Origin of the sequence: Chryseobacterium soli (assembly GCF_000737705.1) — a bacterium.
GTDB classification, from domain to species: Bacteria; Bacteroidota; Bacteroidia; order Flavobacteriales; family Weeksellaceae; genus Chryseobacterium; species Chryseobacterium soli.
In genome coordinates, this window is the sequence record NZ_JPRH01000001.1 from 886,573 (window position 1) to 911,402 (window position 24,830).

Annotated in this window: 16 protein-coding genes, 2 tRNA genes and 3 rRNA genes; 18 read left to right on the top strand and 3 right to left on the bottom strand. The window is 38.7% G+C overall.

Features of this window, described 5'->3' with window-relative positions:
* Positions 1-25: 25 nt before the first annotated feature.
* From bamA to rrf, 11 genes are all read left to right on the top strand, one after another.
* Positions 26-2,563: an outer membrane protein assembly factor BamA gene (gene bamA, locus IW15_RS04075; RefSeq protein WP_034709450.1), complete on the top strand. Its 2,538-nt coding sequence runs from the start codon at positions 26-28 to the stop codon at positions 2,561-2,563.
* Positions 2,564-2,571: 8 nt separating this feature from the next.
* Positions 2,572-3,126 (top strand): OmpH family outer membrane protein, encoded by a 555-nt coding sequence (locus IW15_RS04080; RefSeq protein ID WP_034709859.1) that lies wholly within the window; start codon positions 2,572-2,574, stop codon positions 3,124-3,126.
* Positions 3,127-3,191: 65 nt separating this feature from the next.
* Complete coding sequence (locus tag IW15_RS04085; RefSeq protein ID WP_034709451.1) at positions 3,192-3,695, top strand: OmpH family outer membrane protein; 504 nt, start codon at positions 3,192-3,194, stop codon at positions 3,693-3,695.
* Positions 3,696-3,763: 68 nt separating this feature from the next.
* Entirely contained in the window at positions 3,764-4,249 is a 486-nt protein-coding gene (locus IW15_RS04090) for an acyl-CoA thioesterase (RefSeq protein ID WP_034709452.1), read from the top strand.
* Positions 4,249-5,109 carry a dTDP-4-dehydrorhamnose reductase gene (gene rfbD, locus IW15_RS04095; protein WP_034709453.1) on the top strand — a complete coding sequence of 287 codons (861 nt, stop codon included), beginning with the start codon at positions 4,249-4,251 and terminating at the stop codon, positions 5,107-5,109. The genes IW15_RS04090 and rfbD overlap by 1 nt, the downstream gene beginning before the upstream one ends.
* Positions 5,110-5,117: 8 nt before the next feature.
* Positions 5,118-5,798: a hypothetical protein gene (locus tag IW15_RS04100; RefSeq protein WP_034709454.1), complete on the top strand. Its 681-nt coding sequence runs from the start codon at positions 5,118-5,120 to the stop codon at positions 5,796-5,798.
* 540 nt (positions 5,799-6,338) lie between these two features.
* A 16S ribosomal RNA gene (locus IW15_RS04105) occupies positions 6,339-7,855 on the top strand.
* 230 nt (positions 7,856-8,085) lie between these two features.
* A tRNA-Ile gene (locus IW15_RS04110) sits at positions 8,086-8,159 on the top strand.
* A 100-nt stretch (positions 8,160-8,259) separates the two neighbouring features.
* Positions 8,260-8,333 (top strand) — tRNA-Ala (locus tag IW15_RS04115).
* Between the two features lie 161 nt (positions 8,334-8,494).
* A 23S ribosomal RNA gene (locus IW15_RS04120) occupies positions 8,495-11,257 on the top strand.
* A gap of 156 nt (positions 11,258-11,413) precedes the next feature.
* A 5S ribosomal RNA gene (rrf, locus tag IW15_RS04125) occupies positions 11,414-11,521 on the top strand.
* Together the 16S, 23S and 5S rRNA genes with 2 tRNA genes alongside form the textbook arrangement of a ribosomal RNA operon.
* A gap of 683 nt (positions 11,522-12,204) precedes the next feature.
* Here the strand turns inward: rrf and rplS are convergent.
* Positions 12,205-12,561: a 50S ribosomal protein L19 gene (gene rplS, locus IW15_RS04130; protein WP_034709455.1), complete on the bottom strand. Its 357-nt coding sequence runs from the start codon at positions 12,559-12,561 to the stop codon at positions 12,205-12,207.
* A gap of 288 nt (positions 12,562-12,849) precedes the next feature.
* Here rplS and IW15_RS04135 point away from each other — a divergent pair, with 288 nt between their 5' ends.
* Both IW15_RS04135 and IW15_RS04140 read left to right on the top strand, forming a co-directional pair.
* Positions 12,850-15,591, top strand: coding sequence for a fibronectin type III domain-containing protein (locus IW15_RS04135; RefSeq protein ID WP_034709457.1), 2,742 nt, complete (start codon positions 12,850-12,852; stop codon positions 15,589-15,591).
* A 229-nt stretch (positions 15,592-15,820) separates the two neighbouring features.
* Positions 15,821-16,522, top strand: a complete 702-nt coding sequence (locus tag IW15_RS04140) for a CoA transferase subunit A (protein ID WP_034709458.1) — start codon at positions 15,821-15,823, stop codon at positions 16,520-16,522.
* A 60-nt stretch (positions 16,523-16,582) separates the two neighbouring features.
* Here the strand turns inward: IW15_RS04140 and IW15_RS04145 are convergent, their stop codons facing one another.
* Positions 16,583-18,388: an ABC transporter ATP-binding protein gene (locus tag IW15_RS04145; RefSeq protein WP_034709460.1), complete on the bottom strand. Its 1,806-nt coding sequence runs from the start codon at positions 18,386-18,388 to the stop codon at positions 16,583-16,585.
* Between the two features lie 246 nt (positions 18,389-18,634).
* Between IW15_RS04145 and IW15_RS04150 the strand changes: the two genes are divergently transcribed.
* Both IW15_RS04150 and IW15_RS04155 read left to right on the top strand, forming a co-directional pair.
* Entirely contained in the window at positions 18,635-19,288 is a 654-nt protein-coding gene (locus tag IW15_RS04150) for a CoA transferase subunit B (protein WP_034709462.1), read from the top strand.
* 297 nt (positions 19,289-19,585) lie between these two features.
* Positions 19,586-19,954, top strand: a complete 369-nt coding sequence (locus tag IW15_RS04155; RefSeq protein ID WP_034709463.1) for a hypothetical protein — start codon at positions 19,586-19,588, stop codon at positions 19,952-19,954.
* Between the two features lie 98 nt (positions 19,955-20,052).
* On the opposite strand, the gene IW15_RS04160 is transcribed toward IW15_RS04155, so the two are convergent.
* Positions 20,053-20,868 (bottom strand): DUF4197 domain-containing protein, encoded by an 816-nt coding sequence (locus IW15_RS04160; protein WP_034709465.1) that lies wholly within the window; start codon positions 20,866-20,868, stop codon positions 20,053-20,055.
* A 104-nt stretch (positions 20,869-20,972) separates the two neighbouring features.
* On the opposite strand from IW15_RS04160, the gene IW15_RS04165 reads away from it, so the two are divergent.
* Genes IW15_RS04165 through IW15_RS04175 form a run of 3 tightly spaced genes read left to right on the top strand, consistent with a single transcriptional unit; the run spans position 20,973 to position 24,823 of the window.
* Positions 20,973-23,240 carry a glycoside hydrolase family 20 protein gene (locus tag IW15_RS04165; RefSeq protein ID WP_034709466.1) on the top strand — a complete coding sequence of 756 codons (2,268 nt, stop codon included), beginning with the start codon at positions 20,973-20,975 and terminating at the stop codon, positions 23,238-23,240.
* Between the two features lie 17 nt (positions 23,241-23,257).
* Positions 23,258-24,250: an isoaspartyl peptidase/L-asparaginase family protein gene (locus tag IW15_RS04170; RefSeq protein ID WP_185097413.1), complete on the top strand. Its 993-nt coding sequence runs from the start codon at positions 23,258-23,260 to the stop codon at positions 24,248-24,250.
* Between the two features lie 21 nt (positions 24,251-24,271).
* Positions 24,272-24,823, top strand: a complete 552-nt coding sequence (locus IW15_RS04175; protein ID WP_034709469.1) for a hypothetical protein — start codon at positions 24,272-24,274, stop codon at positions 24,821-24,823.
* The last annotated feature ends 7 nt before the right edge of the window (positions 24,824-24,830 follow it).

Sequence of the window (24,830 nt, forward strand, 5' to 3'; positions counted from 1 at the left end):
TTTAAGAAAAGAAAGACTCGATAAAATGAAGTTTAGACTATTACCCATCATAATGTTTGCTGCTTCTGCGCATTTTTATGGACAAGTAACTCCTCAGGACAGCACGAAAGTGAATAGTGCTGTACACGCAGAAAACGAAGCAGGAACTTACACGCTTAAGGACATCGTTGTAGATGGGGTCAAAAAATATACGCCGGCTCAAATCTTGCGTTTTACAGGCCTATCCAAAGGTGAAAGCGTAGACATTCCAGGACAGAAAATCAGCAGTGCTGTTAAAAAGCTTTGGGACACCCAATCTTTTTCTGAAGTAGAAGTATACGTTCAAAGCATCGAAGGCCAGACGATTATTCTAAGATTTTACCTTGAAGATTTGAAAGAACTTGGAGAAGTTAAATTCAAAGGGAAAGGAATCGGTAAATCAAAGAACGAAAAACTGGCAAAAGATAACAATCTGAAACCTGGAACAAAAATTACACAAAATTTGATTTCCAGCCTTAAGACGAATATCCCCAAAGACTATGTAAAGAAAGGATTTGCAGATGCTAAAATTACTATTCAGGATAAAGTAAATGCAAGTGACCCTGCTTTAGTAGACTGGACCATCAATGTAGATAAAGGCAAAAGAGTAAAAATTGACCATATCGAATTTGAGGGCAATCAAAACGTTACAGACAGTAAGCTTAGAAATAAAGCATTCAAAGAAACCAAACAAAAAAGGTTTAGTATCGGTGGAATTCTTAAATCTTCCAAATTTATCGACGATAAATATCAGGAAGATAAGCAAAGTCTGATCAACTATTATAACTCATTGGGATATAGAGATGCTAAGATTGTTTCTGATTCCGTATGGAGAAATAAAAGAAATAACTACGAAATCAATGTCAAGCTTAATGAAGGTAAGAAGTATTACATCGGGGATGTTACATTCACCGGAAATACAGTCTATGCTACAGAATACTTACAGAGATTATTAGGATATAAAAAAGGAGATATCTACGATGCAGTAGGTTTCAACAAAAAAGTTGGAGAAGACGGAGGTAAGGAAGATGATTCCGATATCAAATCCGTTTACATGAACAACGGGTACCTTTTCTCTAGCGTAACACCGGTAGAAAAATCAGTAACAGGTGATGCCGTTAATCTGGAGATCAGAATTAATGAAGGAGAGCAGGCAACCTGGAATAAAGTAACCTGGCAGGGGAACACGACCACCCATGACCACGTTGTATTGAGAGCATTAAGAACTAAACCAGGTGAGCTTTTCAAGAAAACTGAAATTAAAAGAACCTATTTCGACCTTGCAGGAATGTCATTCTTTGACCCTCAGCAGGTAGGGCAGGATATCCAGCCAAACCAACAGGACAATACAGTGGACATCAACTGGAAACTGGTTGAAAAAGGATCATCACAGGTTCAGCTTCAGGCAGGATATGGTGGAAACAGCTTTATCGGAACGTTAGGATTAACATTCAATAACTTCTCATTAAAGAATTTCCTTAAATTCAAAGACTTCAGACCGGTACCTCAGGGAGATGGACAAACCTTCTCTATCCAGGCACAGGCAGGTCAGTATTTCCAAAACTACGGAGTTTCATTTACTGAACCTTGGTTATTTGGAACAAAACCTACTGCTCTCTCTGTAAGTTTGAATACTTCCAGAGTAAAATATTCTGATGTAAGCGGAAATGCTCAGAAGTTAAATATATTCTCTGCCTCAGTAGGTCTTAACAGACTATTGAACTGGCCGGATGATTATTTCTCTTTATACACAGGAATTCAGTTTCAAAAGTATACATTCAACAATTATCCTTTTGAATTCGGAAATAGCACAGAATATTACGGTAATGCCAATAACTTCAGTATCAACTTAGGGCTGAGCAGAAACTCGGCAGGTTTGGATCCTATTTTCCCGACAACAGGTTCAAATGTTGAACTTTCGGCAAAATTGACTCCCCCGTATTCATTATTCAGTAACAAAGATTACTCTACCATGACCCCTACTGAAAAGTATAAGTGGATGGAGTTCTACAAGATCAAGTTCAAAGCGGATGTGTATAACGAAATCGCTGGAAAATTAGTCTTGAGATCTTCTGCTGAAATGGGATTCATGGATGGTTATAACAAACAATTGGGTGCACCGCCTTTCGAAAGATTCTATGTAGGAGGTACCGGTTTGTTTGGAGGTAGATATGATGGTAGAGAACTTATTCCTTTAAGAGGATACGAAAATGCATCTACGTATGGTGGTGAAGGTTCAGATATCACCCAAAAAGGTGGAGGAACAATCTATAACAGATTTACTCTGGAATTAAGATATCCGATTTCATTGAACCAGACAGCTAAAATTTATGCTCTTACATTTGCTGAAGGAGGTAACGTTTGGAATTCTTGGAGCACATATAATCCATTCCAGCTGAAAAGATCAGTCGGAGTTGGAGTAAGAGTTTATATGGGAGCTTTCGGATTGATTGGATTTGACTTTGCTTATGGTTTTGATAAAACTATTTCAGGAACTGATCCTTCTGGATGGAAGACACACTTCTTGATGAACCAATCGTTATAAACATACATATGAAGAACTTTAAATTCATTTTCACATTTGTATTTTTGTTACTTTTCGGAGTAAGCAATGCACAAAAAATTGGAGTTGTAGATACAGAGTATATTTTGAATAAATTGCCTCAATATAAAGAAGCAGAAGCAAGATTAAACTCACAAATCGATACCTGGCAGTCTGAATTGCAAAATCTGCAGTCCGAGTTCGAAAGAAAAAAAGCAGCTTTTGAAAGTGAAAAGGTATTATTGATAGGAGACCAATTGAAGCTGAGAGAAAAAGAAGTAATGGACCTGGACAAAAACGTGAAAACAACAACAAGTTTGCGTTTCGGGGCCAACGGAGAGATTACTAAACTAAGAACAAACTTAGTACAACCCTTTCAGGATCAGATCTGGACTGCTATCAAAACAATGTCTGAAAAGAATGGATTGGGCATAGTTCTTGATAAAAGCAATAACATTAGTGTCATTTTTCTTCAAAAAAGATATGACTACACCGATAAAGTTCTGGATGTATTATTAAAAGGAACTGATAAAAAAGAAAAAACTAATAGTAAAAGTAAAAAGTAATATTTAAAATTAACTTTTACGACAATTAAAGATCTAAAACAAATTAAATTATTTATTTACCAATTATGAAAAAATTAAGTGTATTATTTGCAGCGGTAATGATGGTTGTATCGGTAGGTATGGCAAAAGCTCAAAAAATTGCTACTTTAGATGTGATGGCGGTTCTTAACGCAATGCCTGAAAAGAAAAAAGCAGATGCTGATATAAAAGTTTTCTTGGATGCTAAGCAAGCTGAAATCAAGAAAAAAGCAGATGCCGGACAAGCTAAATTAAAGCAATACAGCGAAGAAGCTCCTAAGAAAACAGCTGAGGAGAACAAAGCTAGAGAAACTGAATTACAGAAGTTGCAGGAAGAAATTGCTCAAATGCAAGAAAAAGCGCAAAAAGACCTACAAGGTAAGCAAGACATTGCTTTTGCTCCAATCGAGAAAAAGTTAAACGATGCTATCGAAAAAGTAGCTAAAGCTAGCGGATTTGAATTTGTAATGGATTCTAACTCTTCTGCTTTTGTTTACAAAGGTGGTGCTGATGCTACTGCTGCTGTTAAAAAAGAATTAGGAATTCAATAATTCGATAAATTAACAAAGTTTTATAAATTAACCGTCTCTTTTAGAGGCGGTTTTTTTATTTTTGCCGTATGGAAAAAGAAGTATCAACTAAGGTAAAAGTTAGGTTTAGCGACTGCGATCCTATCGGGCACTTGAATAATGTAAAGTATTTGGATTATATGTTCAATGCCAGAGAAGATCACGTAGAAACATTTTACGGGTTTACATATGAAGAATACACCAAAAAAACAGGCTGTACATGGATTGCCATTCAAAATGAGATTGCATATCTGAGAGAAGTAAGATATAATACCCAGGTGGTCATTAGCAGCAAAACAATCGATATACAAGACAGGACGGCGAAAGTGGAAATCCTGATGAAAAGCTTAGACGAAAAAACCATTCATGCCGTATTATGGGTGACTATCATCTATTTTAATGTAAAAAAAAGAAAATCGGAAATACATCCGGAAGATATAAAAGAAACATTTCATCAATTCTATGTTGATCTGGAGCAAAAAGATTTCCAGTCAAGAGTTAAATTTTTAAGATCGCAAAACGCAAAAAATTCATAATGAAAAAAATAGTAATAATAGGAGGTAACGGACAATTAGGAAACTGTATCAGGAAAATAGCTCCTGATTTTGAAAATAAATATGAATTTATTTTTACAGACTCACAAACCTTAGATATCACAAACGAAGATCAGGTAAATGATTTTTTTTATGATCATAAACCAGACTTCTGTATCAATGCTTCAGCCTATACCGCTGTGGATCTTGCCGAGAAAGAAGAAGAAAAGGCTTTTGCGGTCAATGCATATGGTGTAGCTTATCTTGCTCAGGCTTGTGCAGATTACAAAAGCATTTTAATTCATGTTTCTACAGACTATGTCTTCGATGGGGATACCAATCTTTCCTATTCCGAAGATGATTTCACCAGTCCAATAGGAGTGTATGGCCAGTCCAAAAGAAAAGGAGAAGAATTAGCGTTGGAAATCAATCCGAAAACAGTAATCCTGAGAACTTCATGGCTGTATTCAGAGTTCAATAAAAATTTCGTTAAAACAATGATTAATCTTTTCTCTCAGAAAGATGAACTTGGAATCGTTGCTGATCAGTTTGGCCAACCGACCAATGCCAACGATTTAGCCGAAGCCATTATGGAGATCATTGAAACTCCAAATAAAACGTTTGGTATTTTTCACTTTTCAAACTATCCGGAAACAACATGGCTTGAATTTGCAAAAAAAATCGCCAAATTTTCCAAGTCTACAGTGAAGTTAAACCCATTAACGACAGAACAATATCCTACGCCTGCAAAAAGACCAACCAGAAGCACATTAGCTTTAGATAAAATCGAGCAGGTTTATAAAATAGAACCCAAACATTGGGAAAACAGTTTAGAAGACTGTGTAAATACACTTTCATCATAATTTATACCATGAAAAATCCAGCACTTATCATTTTCGTTTTATGTATTCAGCTTTTTAATGCACAAAATGTATATCTCAACAAAGTTGAAAAAACAAACGACAACACAGATAAATTTTTATACCATGTAAATGAAGATATAAAAGACCGAGAATATCTGGCAGAACTCGAAGTGCAGGGATTCTCAAAAGATGATGCTATAGTTTTTTCACATATATATAAGAAGGCAAAAGAAGTTGGAGCCAATACATTTTCATTAAAACCTTTTGAAAATATAGAAGGGAGATCGCAGCCTTTCAATCCTGCCAATTATAAAATGGCATTATACTATACGCCTAAAGAAAAACTTGCAGACCAGAATGGCGCATTGTACATATTTGCTTCTTCAGACAAAGAACAAAAAATAAGTATCAACAGAAAAGATTATGTCTTATCACCCCGATCTTATATAAAGGTAAAGATAGTTCCTGGAGAAGTATATACTATTTCTACGAAAAAACTTCTAGGATCTGCAATAAAGATCCAGCCAAAAGATAAAGATGAAAATTTGTATTTTCAGATATCATCGCTAAAAGTAAAGCCGGATACCTCCGGAGTAGGCGGTTTAAACCTGAAAACTGGAGATATTATAGGTTTGGAGAAATCTTATGCAGAATTTTTAAGTGTAATTTATACTGAAAATAAGCCTTAAAGAAGCTTATATCGCGATAAAGTTGAATTTCGTGTCAAAGTGGATAACTCCACAATTGTATATAAAAATTTCATAATCAAAACATTAGGTAATAACTTATCCACTTTGCGAATATTATGTTAAATAAAGTTGGTAGTGAGGGTTAAAGTTTCTATCTTTGCCCCACTGAAAACGAGAGATAGTAGGTAGCGCAGAGACAGTAATTGATATAAGGAATGAACTAAAAAATAATCGGAATTTAATTTTGATAATTTAAAAAAGTTTGTATCTTTGCAGTCCCTTAATAGGGAGCGCAGAGAGGGTCAGATTTAAGAAAGGATAGGAGATTAGGGTTACTTAAAAAACTTTAAAATTTTGTTCAAAAAGATTTGGCTGGTTTAGAAATAAGCATTACTTTTGCACTCGCAAATCAGTATCCGAAACGACAGAAAGTAGGATACGGTAAAAAGCGGAAGAAGAGAAGATCATTGAAAAATAATATAACAACCAAGTAAGGAAAAACTAAAGCGTAAAATAACTTTGAGTGAGTCAGACAAACATACAATGGAGAGTTTGATCCTGGCTCAGGATGAACGCTAGCGGGAGGCCTAACACATGCAAGCCGAGCGGTAGAGATTCTTCGGAATCTTGAGAGCGGCGTACGGGTGCGGAACACGTGTGCAACCTGCCTTTATCAGGGAGATAGCCTTTCGAAAGGAAGATTAATATCCCATAATATTTTGAATGGCATCATTTAAAATTGAAAGCTCCGGCGGATAGAGATGGGCACGCGCAAGATTAGATAGTTGGCGGGGTAACGGCCCACCAAGTCAATGATCTTTAGGGGGCCTGAGAGGGTGATCCCCCACACTGGTACTGAGACACGGACCAGACTCCTACGGGAGGCAGCAGTGAGGAATATTGGACAATGGGTGAGAGCCTGATCCAGCCATCCCGCGTGAAGGACGACGGCCCTATGGGTTGTAAACTTCTTTTGTATAGGGATAAACCTACCCTCGTGAGGGTAGCTGAAGGTACTATACGAATAAGCACCGGCTAACTCCGTGCCAGCAGCCGCGGTAATACGGAGGGTGCAAGCGTTATCCGGATTTATTGGGTTTAAAGGGTCCGTAGGCGGACTCGTAAGTCAGTGGTGAAATCTCATAGCTTAACTATGAAACTGCCATTGATACTGCGGGTCTTGAGTAAGGTAGAGGTAGCTGGAATAAGTAGTGTAGCGGTGAAATGCATAGATATTACTTAGAACACCAATTGCGAAGGCAGGTTACCATGTCTTAACTGACGCTGATGGACGAAAGCGTGGGGAGCGAACAGGATTAGATACCCTGGTAGTCCACGCCGTAAACGATGCTAACTCGTTTTTGGGTTTTCGGATTCAGAGACTAAGCGAAAGTGATAAGTTAGCCACCTGGGGAGTACGTTCGCAAGAATGAAACTCAAAGGAATTGACGGGGGCCCGCACAAGCGGTGGATTATGTGGTTTAATTCGATGATACGCGAGGAACCTTACCAAGGCTTAAATGGGAATTGACAGGTTTAGAAATAGACTTTTCTTCGGACAATTTTCAAGGTGCTGCATGGTTGTCGTCAGCTCGTGCCGTGAGGTGTTAGGTTAAGTCCTGCAACGAGCGCAACCCCTGTCACTAGTTGCCATCATTCAGTTGGGGACTCTAGTGAGACTGCCTACGCAAGTAGAGAGGAAGGTGGGGATGACGTCAAATCATCACGGCCCTTACGCCTTGGGCCACACACGTAATACAATGGCCAGTACAGAGGGCAGCTACCAGGCGACTGGATGCGAATCTCGAAAGCTGGTCTCAGTTCGGATTGGAGTCTGCAACTCGACTCTATGAAGCTGGAATCGCTAGTAATCGCGCATCAGCCATGGCGCGGTGAATACGTTCCCGGGCCTTGTACACACCGCCCGTCAAGCCATGGAAGTCTGGGGTACCTGAAGTCGGTGACCGTAACAGGAGCTGCCTAGGGTAAAACAGGTAACTAGGGCTAAGTCGTAACAAGGTAGCCGTACCGGAAGGTGCGGCTGGAACATCTCATTTTAGAGCGTCTTTCGGGACGATAAACAAATAAAGGTACTTAAATGTACCATGTACTTACTTAAAGTATGCTTTAGTTTTTTATTTGGTTGATTATATATATAAAAATACAAAACCCACTAGAAATTAGTATCAGAGGGAGAGAGATTTTAGTAAAAGAAGTTAGAGGTTAGACATTAGAAGTTAGTATTGCTGACGACTAATAACCGACAACCGAGAACTAAAATTAATGAAGTCTCGTAGCTCAGCTGGTTAGAGCGCTACACTGATAATGTAGAGGTCGGCAGTTCGAGCCTGCCCGAGACTACTAATTAAAGGGATGTAAAAAGTACAAAGTAGATTGTACAATGTAGGATACTTTCCTACATTATACATAGTACGTTATACAAAAGACATCACCACTAGAGGGGGAATTAGCTCAGCTGGCTAGAGCGCCTGCCTTGCACGCAGGAGGTCAAGGGTTCGACTCCCTTATTCTCCACAGTTTTGTGAGTCTGATTTAAAAGTATAATGAATAGAGCCAAAACAAATATTCATTTATCAGACAAGCAGAAAGAATTTAAAGATCATTGACATTAACGGTAAAAATATCACAAAGAGAAAACCGAGCACTTACGAGTGCTTGAGTAACCAATAAATAGGAAAGAAATCGTTAAGGGCGTATGGCGGATGCCTAGGCTTTCAGAGGCGAAGAAGGACGCGGTAAGCTGCGAAAAGCTGCGGGGATCGGCACACACGAATTGATCCGCAGATGTCCGAATGGGGCAACCCGGCATGTTGAAGACATGTCACTCTAATTTATTAGAGAGCAAACCCGGAGAACTGAAACATCTAAGTACCCGGAGGAAAAGAAATCGAAGAGATTCCGTAAGTAGTGGCGAGCGAACGCGGATTAGCCCAAAAGCTTTTATATGTTTAATAGAATGTTCTGGAAAGAACAGCCATAGAGGGTGATAGCCCCGTATATGAAAGGCATACATAAGTGATAAATGAGTAGGGCGGGACACGTGAAATCCTGTCTGAATATGGGGGGACCATCCTCCAAGGCTAAATACTCCTGAAAGACCGATAGTGAACAAGTACTGTGAAGGAAAGGTGAAAAGCACTTCGAATAGAAGGGTGAAATAGAACCTGAAACCGTACGCCTACAAGCGGTCGGAGCCCACATGTTGGGTGACGGCGTGCCTTTTGCATAATGAGCCTACGAGTTAATGTTACTAGCGAGGTTAAGGACTTCAGGTCCGGAGCCGGAGCGAAAGCGAGTCTGAATAGGGCGCTTAGTTAGTAGTATTAGACGCGAAACCTTGTGATCTACCCATGGGCAGGTTGAAGCTCTGGTAACACAGAGTGGAGGACCGAACCGGTTGACGTTGAAAAGTCTTCGGATGACCTGTGGGTAGGGGTGAAAGGCCAATCAAACTGGGAGATAGCTCGTACTCCCCGAAATGCATTTAGGTGCAGCGTCGTGTATAAGTTTATTAGAGGTAGAGCTACTGATTGGATGCGGGGGTTTCATCACCTACCAATTCCTGACAAACTCCGAATGCTAATAAATGTTCCACGGCAGTGAGGGCGCGGGTGCTAAGGTCCGTGTCCGAGAGGGAAAGAACCCAGACCAACAGCTAAGGTCCCCAAATATATGTTAAGTTGAAGCAACGCGGTTGGACTGCATTGACAGCTAGGATGTTGGCTTGGAAGCAGCCATTCATTTAAAGAGTGCGTAACAGCTCACTAGTCGAGCGGTCCGGCATGGATAATAATCGGGCATAAACATATTACCGAAGCTATGGATTTATAACCGTTGGGTTATATCTGGTAGGGGAGCATTCTATTTGCACCGAAGCAGTACTGCGAGGTATTGTGGAGCGGATAGAAAAGAAAATGTAGGCATAAGTAACGATAAAGGGGGCGAGAAACCCCCTCACCGAAAGACTAAGGTTTCCTCAGCCATGCTAATCAGCTGAGGGTTAGTCGGGGCCTAACGCGAACCCGAAAGGGGTAGTGGATGGACAATGGGTTAATATTCCCATACTTGCTCACACTAAAAAGGGGACGGAGTGCCGTACTTACTGGAGACTGACGGAATAGTCAAGACCTAGCCTTCGGGCGAAGTTGTTGTAGGGAAAGTGCTTCCAAGAAAAGCCGAAGTGAAGCAACCCGTACCAAAACCGACACAGGTAGTCGAGGAGAGAATCCTAAGGTGCTAGAGTGAATCATGGTTAAGGAACTAGGCAAAATAGTCTCGTAACTTCGGGAGAAGAGACGCCATCAGCAATGGTGGCCGCAGTAAAGAGGCCCAGGCGACTGTTTATCAAAAACACAGGACTCTGCAAAATCGAAAGATGCAGTATAGGGTCTGACACCTGCCCGGTGCTGGAAGGTTAAGGAAGGGCGTTAGCGTAAGCGAAGCGTTTGACTGAAGCCCCAGTAAACGGCGGCCGTAACTATAACGGTCCTAAGGTAGCGAAATTCCTTGTCGGGTAAGTTCCGACCTGCACGAATGGTGTAACGATCTGGGCACTGTCTCAACCATGAGCTCTGTGAAATTGTAGTCTCGGTGAAGATGCCGAGTACCCGCAATGGGACGAAAAGACCCTGTGAACCTTTACTATAACTTCGTATTGACTTTGAGTAAGTAATGTGTAGGATAGGTGGGAGGCTTTGAAGCAGGCACGCTAGTGTTTGTGGAGCCACTGTTGAAATACCACCCTTTACTTACTTGGAGCCTAACTTCTTTTAGAAGGACATTGCGTGGTGGGTAGTTTGACTGGGGTGGTCGCCTCCAAAAGAGTAACGGAGGCTTTCAAAGGTACCCTCAGCACGCTTGGTAACCGTGCGTAGAGTGTAATGGCATAAGGGTGCTTGACTGTGAGACCTACAAGTCGATCAGGTGCGAAAGCAGGACATAGTGATCCGGTGGTTCCGCATGGAAGGGCCATCGCTCATAGGATAAAAGGTACTCCGGGGATAACAGGCTAGTCTCCCCCAAGAGCTCACATCGACGGGGAGGTTCGGCACCTCGATGTCGGCTCGTCACATCCTGGGGCTGGAGAAGGTCCCAAGGGTTGGGCTGTTCGCCCATTAAAGTGGCACGCGAGCTGGGTTCAGAACGTCGTGAGACAGTTCGGTCTCTATCTATTGCGGGCGTTAGATGTTTGAGAGGGCTTGATTCTAGTACGAGAGGACCGAATTGAACAAACCTCTGGTGTATCAGTTGTTCCGCCAGGAGCACCGCTGAGTAGCTACGTTTGGAAGAGATAAGCACTGAAAGCATATAAGTGCGAAACTCGCCTCAAGATGAGACATCTTTTAAAGGTCGTGGGAGATGACCACGTTGATAGGCTATAGGTGTAAAGACAGTAATGTCATAGCCGAGTAGTACTAATTACCTGTAGATTTATAGCCTATGGTTACTATATATAAGCCTTGTAAGTGCAAGAAAGGTTTTGTCTTTGTGAATGTTTTTATCGATTAAATTTGTAAAATGTATCATGTACAAAGTATTAATGAGAAATCATTCCTACGTACTACATAGATACATGCTGCATCATATACCTTATTTAGGGTGGTTTTAGCGGCAGGGCTCACCTGTTCCCATTCCGAACACAGAAGTTAAGCCTGCCAGCGCCGATGGTACTGCGAAAGCGGGAGAGTAGGACGCCGCCAGTTTTTATTAAAAGTCTCATACATTTAGTTGTATGAGACTTTTTTTTTGTGATATACACCAAAAACCAATATTATAATACATAAAAATGAATGTACCAATGTAAGAATGTAGCAATTTAAGTAATAGTATCAGTTATCCATTAGCTGGCTTACCTATTCTATCGCTGGTAATGTGATTATATGTTGTTACATTCATCAGCGTATACATTTATATCCGTGAATTTCCCTAAATATTCTTCCCATATATAATTTTATCCTCTATATCTATCTATCTATCTATCTATCTATCCAGGTAAAACATATTCAATAGGGGCGGACTTTAACCCGGCTTCAATAAATCAATCATCAATCAGTAATATATAAAAACACCAACCGGCTTTAACCGAAATATGCAGATCCTATTCAAAAATTAAAATCAATTATAGAGTTTTATAAAGCCCGCTTCTGAGAATCAATGAAATTGCCTGCTTCTTTGCTCCCTTTAATTAACATCATTATAGCAATCTTTGAACAGATAAGATCATATTAATCCATACATAATCTACGCAGAGAATATATATTTTATCCAGTAATCAACTGAGAGTTTCCACGCAATTAAAAAAATAGAGAAGAGGCTAGGTAATAACCAATAAAAAGAGGCTGCTCCACATGGAAACAGCCTCTTTTTGTATGTATTGTTGTCTGAATTACTTTTTCTTGTAAGCAGCATCTTTGATTCTAGCTTTCTTACCTCTAAGGTCTCTGAAGTAATAAATTCTAGATCTTCTAACTCTACCTCTTCTGTCAACTTCAATTTTTTGAAGAGCAGGCATGTTGATAGGGAATACTCTTTCTACACCTACATCACCACTCATTTTTCTGATGGTAAAAGTTTTTGTAGATCCAGTACCTCTTAATTGAATTACGGTACCTTTGAAGAACTGAGTTCTTGTCTTTTGTCCTTCTTTAATTTCGTAGTACACAGTGATTGTATCACCGGCTTTGAATTCAGGGAATTCTTTTTTTGTAATGTACTTGTCTTGTACGTACTTTAATAAATCCATTTTTAATAAAATAAAATGTTAAGGCTAAGCAACTTACACGCTTTTCGTCAGAGGTTGAATAACAGATTGCAAATATACAAAATAGTTTTTGAAATAAACAAATAATTTTATGTTATTAAACTACCTGTTTTCAGCAGGTTCCATTCTTAAAAATTAACATATCATTGATTTTAATATCAGCCTGAGTTTACATTGGTCATATACTTTTGCACGAAATATAAATAGGGGGTCCTTAAGGCTATTAATATATAATTTCATCTCTCACTCCCCATTTTAAACTAAAGTATTATGAAAAATTATTTATTCTTTTTTTGTTTGGTCGTCAATGTTGCATTTGGGCAGACCTTATTTCCTTATTTACAGAATCCGGCGCCAAACTCTATGATTGTGAATTGGAAAACGGCTTCCAACAATGAGACAACGGTTATTTATGGAGACTCACCAACCAGTCTGAATGTTACGGTTACAGGGACTACAAATATCTTTTCAGATACGGGATATAATAATAACTACTATTACCACACTGCAAAAATTACCAATTTACAACCTAACACAAAATATTATTATAAAATAAAAACAGGAACCAGCGAGTCTGCCATATATAATTTCAGAACGCTTCCTTTACCAGGACAGGCGGCTACTGCAGATGGAAAAATCCGGTTTTTGATTATGGGAGATAACCAGATCAAAGCGGAACCAAGATATGACACACTTACCTTGAATGCATTTAAAAAATTAAAGCAAAAATTTGGAGCAGATTCAGATCCTTCTGACAATGTTGCTCTTACTTTTATGGTAGGAGATCAGGTGGATGTTGGGACATTAGATCACTACGAGAATGTTCATTTTAAAAAAAATATCAAGCTGTCACCTTATCTTCCGATACAGACTACGGTAGGAAATCATGAAACTTATGGGACGATGGGAATGAACTCTTATTATGCCCATTTTTATATTGATGAAATTAAGTATAAAAATATAGCTTCCGGAAATGAAAACTATTATGCCCAGCAGGCGGGAAATGTATTATTTATAAGTTTAAGTTCCGAACATACGGGCTCTGAACAGCAAACATGGCTACAACAGATTTTAAATGCTGCCAATAATGACTCTACGGTAGACTGGATTATTTCATTAAGCCACAGACCCTATCAGGCAGAGCAATATGTGGGAGATATTTCCACATGGGTAAGAAATAATGCAGTACCACTTTTAACGACTTCCAGTAAATATTTAATGCATGTTGGAGCGCACCACCACTTGTATCATAGAGGGCAGCTTAAAAATACACCCAATTATCAGATTATTTCAGGAGGTACGGCGTGGGATCAATATTGGGGAATGTCTACAGAGCAGGATTTTGACGATGTTCAGAAAACATTGACAGATTGGACGTACCAGATTGTTGAAGTAGATGTATTAAGCGGAAAAGTAGATGTGGAATGTTATTCTATCGGTGGAGTATATAATAAAAAGTATAATGAGCTGGTTGATACTTTTCATCGGTATAAAAATCAGCCTAAACCCACTAAACCATCTATTACAAATACATTCTCTACTCCGGTAACATTACCGCTAACTTTAAATGGAAGTGCTTTTTCATCGCCAAACGGGGAGCTTTTAAATACTACCCAGTTTTTAATAAGCAAGGCAGCTGATTTTTCAGTGATTGAAAAGGAATTGTACCGTGATTATGAGAATTGGTTTGGAAAAGACGGAAATACAACTCCTGATAAAACAAAAAACTTAAACGCTGGAGTGGATATTACTAAGGCAACATTTGTCACTAATTCTATATCCAATGGAATATATTATGTGAAAACCAGATACAGGGACAGAAATCTGGAATGGAGCGATTGGAGTGAGGTGAAGCAGTTTGAAATTACAGGAAGTGTAGTCTCTAATCCGACCTTTGTTTTAGATAAAACTGAATATACACAAAATGAACCGATAACGGCTACTTACACAGGAGGTCCGGGGAATCAGCAGGATTGGGTGGGAATTTATAAAAAAGGACAGACTCCGGCTTCTGTGACTTCCCAGGGATTTGTTTATACCAATGGACAGACGGCGGGAACAGCTCTTTTCAGCAATGGTATGGCGGCTAAAGGACAGTATTTTGCAGGTTTCTTTGCCAACAATGGATATACGGAAATTACAGGCAGAAAAAACTTTTATGTAGGGCCAAAGGTACAGCTCCAGACTACAGCCGATACATATCCTGTGGGTGGAACAGTGGTCATTAATTTCAGTAACGGACCGAATCTGGTAAAAGACTGGATCGGTATTTATAAAATGGGACAGACGCCGGGAACCAATACCTCTCTCAAATGGAGTTATGTAACGACACCTGCAGGAACTCTTAATTTTACTGGACTTCCGAAAGGATATTATTACGCGCAATATTTACTGGAAGACGGGTATACCGGAATCGGTGACAAAGTATTCTTTAAAGTAGGGGATATTGTAACGGAATTATGGATTAACAAACCGGTCTATACACTAGGGGAAAATATTACGGCTTCATGGACGGATTCTCCGGGGATTATCAAAGACTGGCTGGGAATTTATCCTCAGAATGTTCAGATCCCGGATGATAATTTTGTTTCCTATACTTATTTTGATGGAGTAACTCAAGGCACCAAAACAATCCAGGGGACGGCTCTTCCAACGACTCCCGGAAACTATTATATGGTGATGTTTACCAATGATTCCTATACGGAAGTATCCAACAGAACGCAGTTTCAGGTGACTTCAGCTACATTGGGAACCGATGAAGTAAAAAACAGCACCCAGAAAAATGTAATTTTATATCCCAATCCTACAAAACCGGGAGAACCTACCTTTATTAAAAGTGATTATCCGATTGAAAAAATTGAATTGGTGTCAGCTTCAGGAGACCTGTTGTATGAATCAAAAAATATTCATAATCAGCGTTTTTCTCTCGTGAATGAAAACCTTCCGAAAGGAGTGTATTTCGTAAAAGTTCACACAAGAAAGTTATTTACGTTAAAACTGATTATACAGTAATCATTACAATATTATATAGAAAAGAAAGCGGGAATTTATAATTTCCCGCTTTCCTTATTAATATAATTAAGATGCGAATAGATAACTGATATTTCTTTTTAATAAAAATAGGCTCTATACAGCATCATGTTTACAAGCAGGTCAAATTGAAGATATAATCAAAAAATCCGTAGTATCGGATATATGAGAAAATTTATTAAATTTAGGCAATAGAAAATCTAATGTTATCATGATAGATAAAAGAGTAAAAAATGCACAGGAGGCCATAGGCGGAATTAAAGATGGAATGACTTTAATGTTGGGCGGATTTGGACTTTGTGGTATTCCTGAAAATTCAATTAATGCTTTGGTAGATAGTGATGTAAAAGACTTAACATGTATTTCAAATAATGCCGGAGTTGACGATTTTGGATTAGGATTATTGCTTCATAAAAGACAAATCAAAAAAATGATTTCCTCTTATGTAGGAGAAAATGCAGAATTCGAAAGACAGATGCTTTCAGGAGAATTGGATGTTGAACTGACTCCGCAAGGTACACTTGCAGAAAAATGCAGAGCTGCTCAGGCAGGAATTCCTGCTTTTTATACCCCTGCAGGATTCGGAACGGAGATCGCAGAAGGTAAAGAAGTGAAAGATTTTGATGGGAAACCACATATCCTGGAACATGCTTACAAAGCAGATTTCTCTATCGTGAAAGCCTGGAAAGGAGATTATGCAGGAAACCTTATTTTTAAAGGATCTGCAAGGAATTTCAACCATCCTATGGCAGGTGCCGCAAAAATCACCATTGCCGAAGTAGAAGAACTGGTAGAGCCGGGACAATTAGACCCTAACGAAATTCATATTCCAGGAATTATGATCCAAAGGATTTTCCAGGGTGAAAAATTTGAAAAAAGAATTGAGCAGAGAACCGTAAGAACAAAAGAATAAGTTTTTGCAAAGACTATATAAAACAAAAAGCGCTGAAATATATTCAGCGCTTTATTTGTGTTATGCTTCCGGTGAAATGAGCATCTTCCTTTCTCCGATCTGTTGTCGCCACATGGCGTAATACAAGCCTTTTTCGGCAATCAAATTGTCATGGGAACCCATTTCTATTACCTGTCCGCGTTCAAGGACATAAATCCGGTCTGCATGCATAATCGTACTTAAACGATGCGCGATAAGAACCGTGATCTGTTCCTTTTCTTTTGAAATATCTTTAATAGTAGACGTTATTTCTTCTTCAGTAATACTGTCCAAGGCTGAAGTTGCTTCATCAAAAATCAGTAAATGAGGTTTTCTTAAAAGCGCCCGTGCAATGGCAATCCTTTGTTTTTCCCCGCCGCTTAGCTTCAGTCCGCCTTCACCAATAACGGTTTCAATCCCTTTTTCTGCTCTTTCCAGCAATGCGGTACAGCTCGATTTCTGTAAAGCAATAGCCAAGTCAACTTCTGTAGCGTTGGGATTGACAAAAAGGAGATTTTCTTTGATCGTTCCTGCAAAAAGCTGAGTATCCTGGGTCACAAAACCAATTTGATTTCTCAGTTCATCAAAATCAAATTCTTTTCCATTAATGCTGTTGTAAAAAATATTTCCCTCCTGAGGTCTGTACAATCCAACCAGTAATTTTACCAATGTACTTTTCCCGGAACCACTAGGTCCTACAAAAGCAATGGTTTCGCCATTTTTAACATCGAAAGAGATGTTATTTAAAGCTTTATACTGGGCAGACTGGTGTTTAAAAGAAACGTGTTTAAATTCCAATTCTTCAATAGCACCAATTTGTTTGGGATGAAGCGGCTTTTCTTCCACTTCTTTTTTCATTAAATGATCAAAATTAAAAAGAGAAGCCTCAGCCTCACGGTATGAAATAATGATATTACCGATCTCCTGCATTGGTCCGAAAATGAAAAAACCATAAAACATCAGAGACAGGTACTGTCCAGGAGTTACAATATTTTTAAAAATTAGAAGCAATAAGGTCATCGTAATCATCTGCTGAAGAAAATTGACCATTGTTCCCTGGATAAAGCTCAAAGAACGAATGCTTTTTACTTTTCTGAGTTCAAGTCCTAAAATTTTATATGTATTGTTATTTAAACGGATCACCTCCTGATTGGTTAATCCTAAACTTTTAACGATTTCGATGTTTCTTAAACTTTCCGTAGTACTTCCTGCTAAAGCGGTGGTCTCTGAAACAATATTTTTCTGAATGCTTTTTATTCTTTTACTCAATAAATTGGTAATGAAGGCAATCAGGAAAATTCCGCAGATATAGACCGGCATAATCGACCAATGTAATCGGATAGCGTAGATGGAAACGAAAATAATGCTGACCAAAATTCCGAAGAAGATATTAATAAAACTGGTAATGAATTTTACGGTATCTTCTCTTACTTTTGTTAAAATTGACAGGGTTTCACCACTCCTTTGATCTTCAAATTCCTGGTAAGGCAATGCCATTGAATGTTTCAAGCCGTCCGTAAAGATTTTTGCCCCAAACTTTTGAGTGATTACGCTTACGGCATAATCCTGAAAAGCTTTAGCAATCCGGCTTACCATTGCAGTTCCGATAAGTAATGTTAAAAAATAAAAAACACCATGGTAAATTCCGTCTCCGTATAAATATTGATTCAGATTTCTGGGTAAGAGTTTTTCCTTATCAAAGAAATTAGGATGGGTAACCAGTTTATCAAGGATATTCCCAGTAATGGCAGGCGCAAATAAAGAAAAAACCTGGTTAATGGTTGCCAAAAACAAAGAAAAGGCGATCAACCATTTGTAAGGCTTAAGGTATTTTAAAAGTATTTTCATTCTACAAAATAATGGTGCAAAATTAAAGATATTATTTTGACTTACAGTACTAACGTGAGTTCGGGTTAAAAAAAATATTATCCTTGTCAAGCTTTTAAACCTTGATAAGGATGTTTTCTGGAGACTCAGCCTCGTGAGGTAAAAAAAGAAAGCTTTATCCGAATCCAGCTGGTGGTGATAATTTCCAATAACAAAGACCTTTTGTATTCAAGTGAAAATAATTAAATTGCAGTCTAAGTTTTTATTATGCTCACAAAAGAACAAATTGCTAAAAGGATTTCAAAAGAACTGAAAGACCGTTATTATGTAAACCTGGGAATCGGGATCCCTACTTTGGTAGCCAACTACGTTCCAGAGGGTATTTCGGTGGAGTTTCAAAGTGAAAATGGAGTGTTAGGAATGGGACCTTTCCCTTTTGAAGGCGAAGAAGATGCTGATATTATCAATGCCGGAAAACAGACCATCACCATACTGCCGGGAGGTTCATTTTTTGATTCCGCTTTCAGTTTTGGAATGATCCGTGGCCAAAAAGTAGATTTAACCATTCTTGGAGCAATGGAAGTTTCCGAAAACGGAGATATTGCCAACTGGAAAATTCCGGGAAAGATGGTAAAAGGAATGGGGGGCGCTATGGATTTGGTGGCTTCTGCTGAAAATATTATCGTTGCCATGATGCACGTAAACAAAGCAGGAGAAAGCAAAATCCTGAAAAAATGTACACTTCCTTTAACGGGTGTTAATTGTGTAAAGAGAGTAGTAACCGAATTAGCAGTTTTAGATGTGACGCCGGCAGGTTTCAAATTGGTGGAAAGAGCACCGGGTGTTTCAGTAGAACATATCATAAAGTCTACAGAAGCAGATCTGATTATAGAGGGAGAAATCCCTGAAATGCAGTTTTAAAAAGTCTGCAAAAACGATAAAAATTCAACACATACAAAAATACTAACAGTAGAGATTCTCGGATCTTTACTGTTTTTTCTTTTAGAGCAGTTAATAACTTCCATAAAATATCCCATATTTTATCATACAGTTTACAGTTACCAGACAGATGGAAACAAATACTAGATGAACTTCTACACTTACTAGTTGATTCTTTATTCTACAGATAATAAAATACAATTTTATGCTATAGAATTCATCACAAGCGGAATCCCAAAAGCTTTAAAAGAGTAGGAAACATCAAATACAAAATTTATTATGACAAATCTGGTAATTATTTTAGGAATGGCACTTTCGACATGCTACACTTCATTGACCCCTGCCCCCAAGGCAAACATTAATCCCAATACAACTACAGCTCCAGCCGAAAAATTGAAAGCAACGACGTATTATGTTGTAAACAAGAGAACAGGAGTACCTGCACGTAATGCTGCAGAAGCAGACCAAATTGCCAGCGTTTCCGCTCCATATGGCAATATAGCCTATCTGGGCAGCACTGCTTGCCGTGCGTGGTGGTTAAACCAACCTGTAGTTCCGGGTGGGGTCACCTGGTCTTACTACTATTATGCAGGATCAACGATTAGTACTACGAATAATCTACTTCTTATTCTTTTCTGTCCTTTATAGAAAACATTTTTATCAAGGTTTAAAAGCGTAACATTTTAACATAAAAAAGCCAGAGTAAACATGTTTACTCTGGCTTTTATTTTCTTGAAAAAAAGATATTATTTACTATCCTGAGCTCCGAAAACTTTCTGTAGAATACTTGTCGTTCTCATCACAGAATTATTTCTGATTCCGCTTTCTTTTTCTGCAACCATTTTGAAAACACCGTTAATGGTTTCAGTCGTTACATATTCATTAAGATCGGTGGTTACCGCCTGTCCTGTCAGCATATTGTACTTTGAAATAAGGTTTTTCCATACCGTATCAGCACCTACTTTTCCTAAAGATGCCTTCACTTTTGGCTGGAAAGCTGTAAATAACTGACTCTGAGTCTTGGTTTGCAAATAATTAGTTGCTGCATTATCCGTTCCCAATAAAATATTTTTTGCATCCGTAATTGTCATTGAGGTGATGGCATTGGCGAAAATAGGAGCTGATTCCGTAACGGCATCTTCCGCTGCTCTGTTCAGTAATTTTACACCCTGATCTGCAAGGCTTCCCAAGCCTACCATACGAAGTTTTGTGTCAATTGTTCTTAATTTTTCAGGCATTAATATTTTTACCAGTTCATTTTTATAAAAACCATCAGTAACTCCTAATTTCTTTACTCCTTCAGTAACTCCAAGATTTAAGGCTTGCTTTAATCCGGATGATACCTCTGTTGATGTAAGACTGTTAAGATTTACAGAAGAAGTTTTGGGAGATGTAGTGGTAGTGGTAGTGGTAGTGGTACTTGTGGTACTTTTTGTTTTGATCGGAGTATTAAGATCAATTCCTGTTTTATCTTTAACCGTAGATTTTATAACATCTAAAATTTGTGCCTGTGAAGAAGCTGAAACAAAAAGTCCAGCTGCTACTAAAATAATTTTCCTCATTGTATATTTTTGCAAATTTAGATGTTTTATTGTGGAATAGGTTAAATCATAAGTTAAGTTTTTAATAAAATAATTATATTCGCTACAACCTTAATCATACTTAGATGCGACGTTTTCTTTTTGTATTTTCTGTTCTTGTTTCAACTGCTTTTCATGCTCAGGCCAAACCGGATTTAATACCTTATCCCCAAAGCGTTACCATGCAGGAAGGTAAGTTCGTCATTCCCGAAACACTGATATTGAATGATCAGCTTCCCAAAGAAGAAACAGAGTATTTCAAAAAACGTATCGGCTCCCAGGTTAAGTTTCAAACCAGCCGCAGTACAGCAAAAGTTAATGTGATGCATATGCTGGTTCCATCACCGAAAATGCCCATTCATCCCGAAGAGGATAGAGAAAAATATACTCTTTACATTTCTCCAAAAAGAATTTTCATAACTTCCTATACCAAACAAGGCTATTTTCTGGCACTTCAAACATTGATACAGCTGTTTGAAGAATATAAAGAAAGCAGAGAAATTCCGGCTATGGAAATCAATGATCAGCCGAAGTTTGCATGGCGGGGAATGCATCTGGACGTCTGCCGTCATTTCTTCAACGTAGAAGAAGTAAAACAGTACATCGATTATCTGGCGATGTATAAACTCAATACCTTTCATTGGCACTTAACGGACGATCAGGGCTGGAGAATCGAAATAAAAAAATATCCGAAGCTTACCGAAATTGGTTCAAAAAGAAAAGAATCCATGATCGGTGCGTATGTCGACAATACATTTGACGGGAAACCGTACGGACCTTATTTCTATACGCAGGAACAGATTAAAGAAGTGGTTAAATATGCTCAGCAGCGTCATATTACCATCGTTCCCGAAATAGAAATGCCAGGACATGCATTAGCTGCACTTTCTGCTTACCCTGAACTGGCTTGTACGAAAGGACCTTTTGAGGCCGCTACAAAATGGGGAGTTTTTGATGATGTATTTTGCCCGAAAGAAGAAACTTTCACCTTTTTAGAAAATGTACTGGATGAAGTGATCGCGCTTTTCCCGTCCGAATACATCCATATCGGAGGCGATGAATGTCCCAAAACACGATGGAAAGAATGTGCCCACTGCCAGGAGCTGATTAAAAAAAATAACTTAAAAGATGAACATGGGTTACAGAGTTATTTCATTCAGAGAATAGAAAAATACATTAATAAAAAAGGAAGAAAAATCATTGGATGGGATGAAATTTTAGAAGGTGGATTGGCTCCCAATGCCGCTGTTATGAGCTGGACAGGCGTAAACGGTGGAATTGAAGCGGCAAAGTCCGGTCATTTTGCCGTAATGACTCCCGGATCGTATTGCTATTTTGACCATTATCAGGGTGATCCGCAATCGGAACCCAATGCATTCGGAGGTTTTACCCCTTTGGATAAAGTATATTCTTATAACCCGGTGCCGGAAGAACTGAATGCAGAACAGGCAAAATATATTTTGGGAGTACAGGCTAATTTATGGACAGAATATATTCCGGATTTTAAACAGGTACAATATATGATTTTCCCAAGGATTATGGCGCTTTCCGAAGTTGCATGGGGAACCGCAGATTCAAAAAATTACAAAGATTTCGAAAACAGAGTGGTTCATCAGTTTGCAGCATTAGATAAAATGAAGATTAATTATGCAAAAAGTATCTATAACATTTCTGCAAAAGTAATTCCGGGAAATAATGGAATTGCTTATGAACTTTCAACCTCACAGAATCCAGCCGGAATAAAATATACAGTAGATGGTACAGATCCTACCTCACAATCACAAACGTATCAGCAACCGATTCCTGTGTTGAAGTCAATGACTATAAAATCAGCTTATTTTGAAAATAATCAGTTGAAAAGTGCCATATCCTTCCAAACATTTACAGTTTCCAAAACAACAGGGAAAACAATCACATTAGAACAGCAGCCAAGTGAAAATTACTCATTTGGCGGTGCTTTTACCTTGGTAGATGGTATTGTAGGCAATCCCAGACAGTTAGGCAAAACGTGGCTGGGTTTTCAGGGAAAGGATGTAGTAGCTGTTATTGATCTGGGACAAAAGACAAACTTTAGAGAAGTCTATTTTAATACCCTGGAAAATAAAGGAAGCTGGATTCATATGGCGAAATCTGCGCAGGTATTTATTTCCGATGACAATAGGAATTTTACCATGATTAAAGAAATCGGGAAAGATGAAATTCAGAATGCACAGGGAAAGATCAGGCTGAATGTGGGAACTCAAAACTCAAAATATATCAAACTCAAAATAGAAAATGCCGGAATTATTCCTGCCGGAAATCCGGGAGCAGATTCTCAGGCATGGCTTTTCGTAGATGAAATCGGAGCCTTATAAATTGTAATACCTACATTATGAATTCAAGAAGAAAATTTATAAAAAACACAGCGTTGGTATCATCAGCATTCCTGCTGAATCCACTAGATCTGATTGCTAAAGAATTACCTGACAGTAATTCAGTGATCAACAAACCGATCGTTCTTTCAACCTGGAATTTCGGATTGAAAGCCAACCAGGAAGCATGGACCATTTTGGGAAAAGGCGGCCGTGCTTTAGACGCCGTAGAAAAAGGAGTTCGATTAGTGGAGTTAGACCCTAATGAAAGAAGCGTAGGCTATGGCGGTCGCCCGGACAGAGACGGCAGAGTAACATTGGATGCCTGTATCATGGATGAAAACTACAACATTGGTTCCGTGGCTGCTCTGGAAAATATTAAAAATCCCATCTCTGTGGCAAGAGCAGTGATGGAAAAAACACCTCACGTGATGCTGGTTGGTGATGGAGCATTACAGTTTGCGGTTGCCCAAGGGTTCAAAAAAGAAAACCTGCTCACTCCGGAATCAGAAAAAGAGTGGAAGGAATGGTTGAAAACCAGTGAATACAAGCCCGTTGCCAATATTGAAAACCATGATACAATAGGAATGATCGCATTGGATGCACAGGGAAATCTTTCCGGCGCCTGTACCACCAGTGGCATGGCTTTTAAAATGCACGGAAGAGTAGGAGATTCCCCGATTATCGGAGCCGGATTATTTGTAGACAATGAAGTGGGAGCTGCAACGGCCACAGGTCATGGCGAAGAAGTGATCCGAACTGTAGGAACCCATCTGGTAGTTGAATTAATGAGGCAGGGAAGAAATCCTATGCAGGCCTGTAAAGAAGCTGTAGAAAGGATTGTGAAGATTGCCCAGAGAAGAAATAAAGATTTAAAAGATATTCAGGTAGGCTTTATCGCATTGAATAAAAAAGGAGAATATGGTTCTTACTGTATTCAGGATGGGTTTAATTTTGCCGTGCAGGATCAGAAAGGAAACCGTCTGGAAAAACCTGAATTTGCTTTAAAATAAAATTTTTAAATAGAATCGAATATGAAAAAAATAATCATTGCTTCTTTATTATTGATGATGATGTGCTGTAAAGAAGAGAATAAAGAAACAATAGTACCAGTCGCAGATATTCCAAAAGAAAAAGTAGTTTCAGAAGGTAAAACGAATGAATCCGAAGAAACCAAAAAATGGCTGGTGACAAGTATTGAAAAATTTTTCAAAACAGATCTTTCCACTATGGATAAAGCAATGCAGGATATCACAACCAAAGATTATTATGAGTATAAAACAGATGCTACTAATGTGGATATGGATGTTGACGGAAGTCTTACCTTAAAGGAGTTTCAGGATAAATGGAAAGATAAATTCAATACAAAATATGCAGGGATAAATACAGGATTTCTTATTTCCGCTCAGGATTGGGTTCATATTGAAGTTTCAAAATGTGAATTAGCTGCAATTTCAGGAGACGATGCCTTTGTTTTTGATGTGGAATTAAGAGATGAAGGGGGCAAGGCTTTTTTTGATCGTAAAATAGGAGTCGTAAAAAAAGGAAATAAATTTTTGATAGCGGATGTTATCGAAAAAGAGTAACATTAAA

Bases quoted from the DNA above. Each gene is read 5' to 3' on its own strand.
- bamA (WP_034709450.1), top strand. From the start codon at position 26: ATGAAGTTTAGACTATTACCCATCATAATGTTTGCTGCTTCTGCGCAT.
- IW15_RS04080 (WP_034709859.1), top strand. From the start codon at position 2,572: ATGAAGAACTTTAAATTCATTTTCACATTTGTATTTTTGTTACTTTTC.
- IW15_RS04085 (WP_034709451.1), top strand. From the start codon at position 3,192: ATGAAAAAATTAAGTGTATTATTTGCAGCGGTAATGATGGTTGTATCG.
- IW15_RS04090 (WP_034709452.1), top strand. From the start codon at position 3,764: ATGGAAAAAGAAGTATCAACTAAGGTAAAAGTTAGGTTTAGCGACTGC.
- rfbD (WP_034709453.1), top strand. From the start codon at position 4,249: ATGAAAAAAATAGTAATAATAGGAGGTAACGGACAATTAGGAAACTGT.
- IW15_RS04100 (WP_034709454.1), top strand. From the start codon at position 5,118: ATGAAAAATCCAGCACTTATCATTTTCGTTTTATGTATTCAGCTTTTT.
- rplS (WP_034709455.1), bottom strand. From the start codon at position 12,561: ATGGATTTATTAAAGTACGTACAAGACAAGTACATTACAAAAAAAGAA.
- IW15_RS04135 (WP_034709457.1), top strand. From the start codon at position 12,850: ATGAAAAATTATTTATTCTTTTTTTGTTTGGTCGTCAATGTTGCATTT.
- IW15_RS04140 (WP_034709458.1), top strand. From the start codon at position 15,821: ATGATAGATAAAAGAGTAAAAAATGCACAGGAGGCCATAGGCGGAATT.
- IW15_RS04145 (WP_034709460.1), bottom strand. From the start codon at position 18,388: ATGAAAATACTTTTAAAATACCTTAAGCCTTACAAATGGTTGATCGCC.
- IW15_RS04150 (WP_034709462.1), top strand. From the start codon at position 18,635: ATGCTCACAAAAGAACAAATTGCTAAAAGGATTTCAAAAGAACTGAAA.
- IW15_RS04155 (WP_034709463.1), top strand. From the start codon at position 19,586: ATGACAAATCTGGTAATTATTTTAGGAATGGCACTTTCGACATGCTAC.
- IW15_RS04160 (WP_034709465.1), bottom strand. From the start codon at position 20,868: ATGAGGAAAATTATTTTAGTAGCAGCTGGACTTTTTGTTTCAGCTTCT.
- IW15_RS04165 (WP_034709466.1), top strand. From the start codon at position 20,973: ATGCGACGTTTTCTTTTTGTATTTTCTGTTCTTGTTTCAACTGCTTTT.
- IW15_RS04170 (WP_185097413.1), top strand. From the start codon at position 23,258: ATGAATTCAAGAAGAAAATTTATAAAAAACACAGCGTTGGTATCATCA.
- IW15_RS04175 (WP_034709469.1), top strand. From the start codon at position 24,272: ATGAAAAAAATAATCATTGCTTCTTTATTATTGATGATGATGTGCTGT.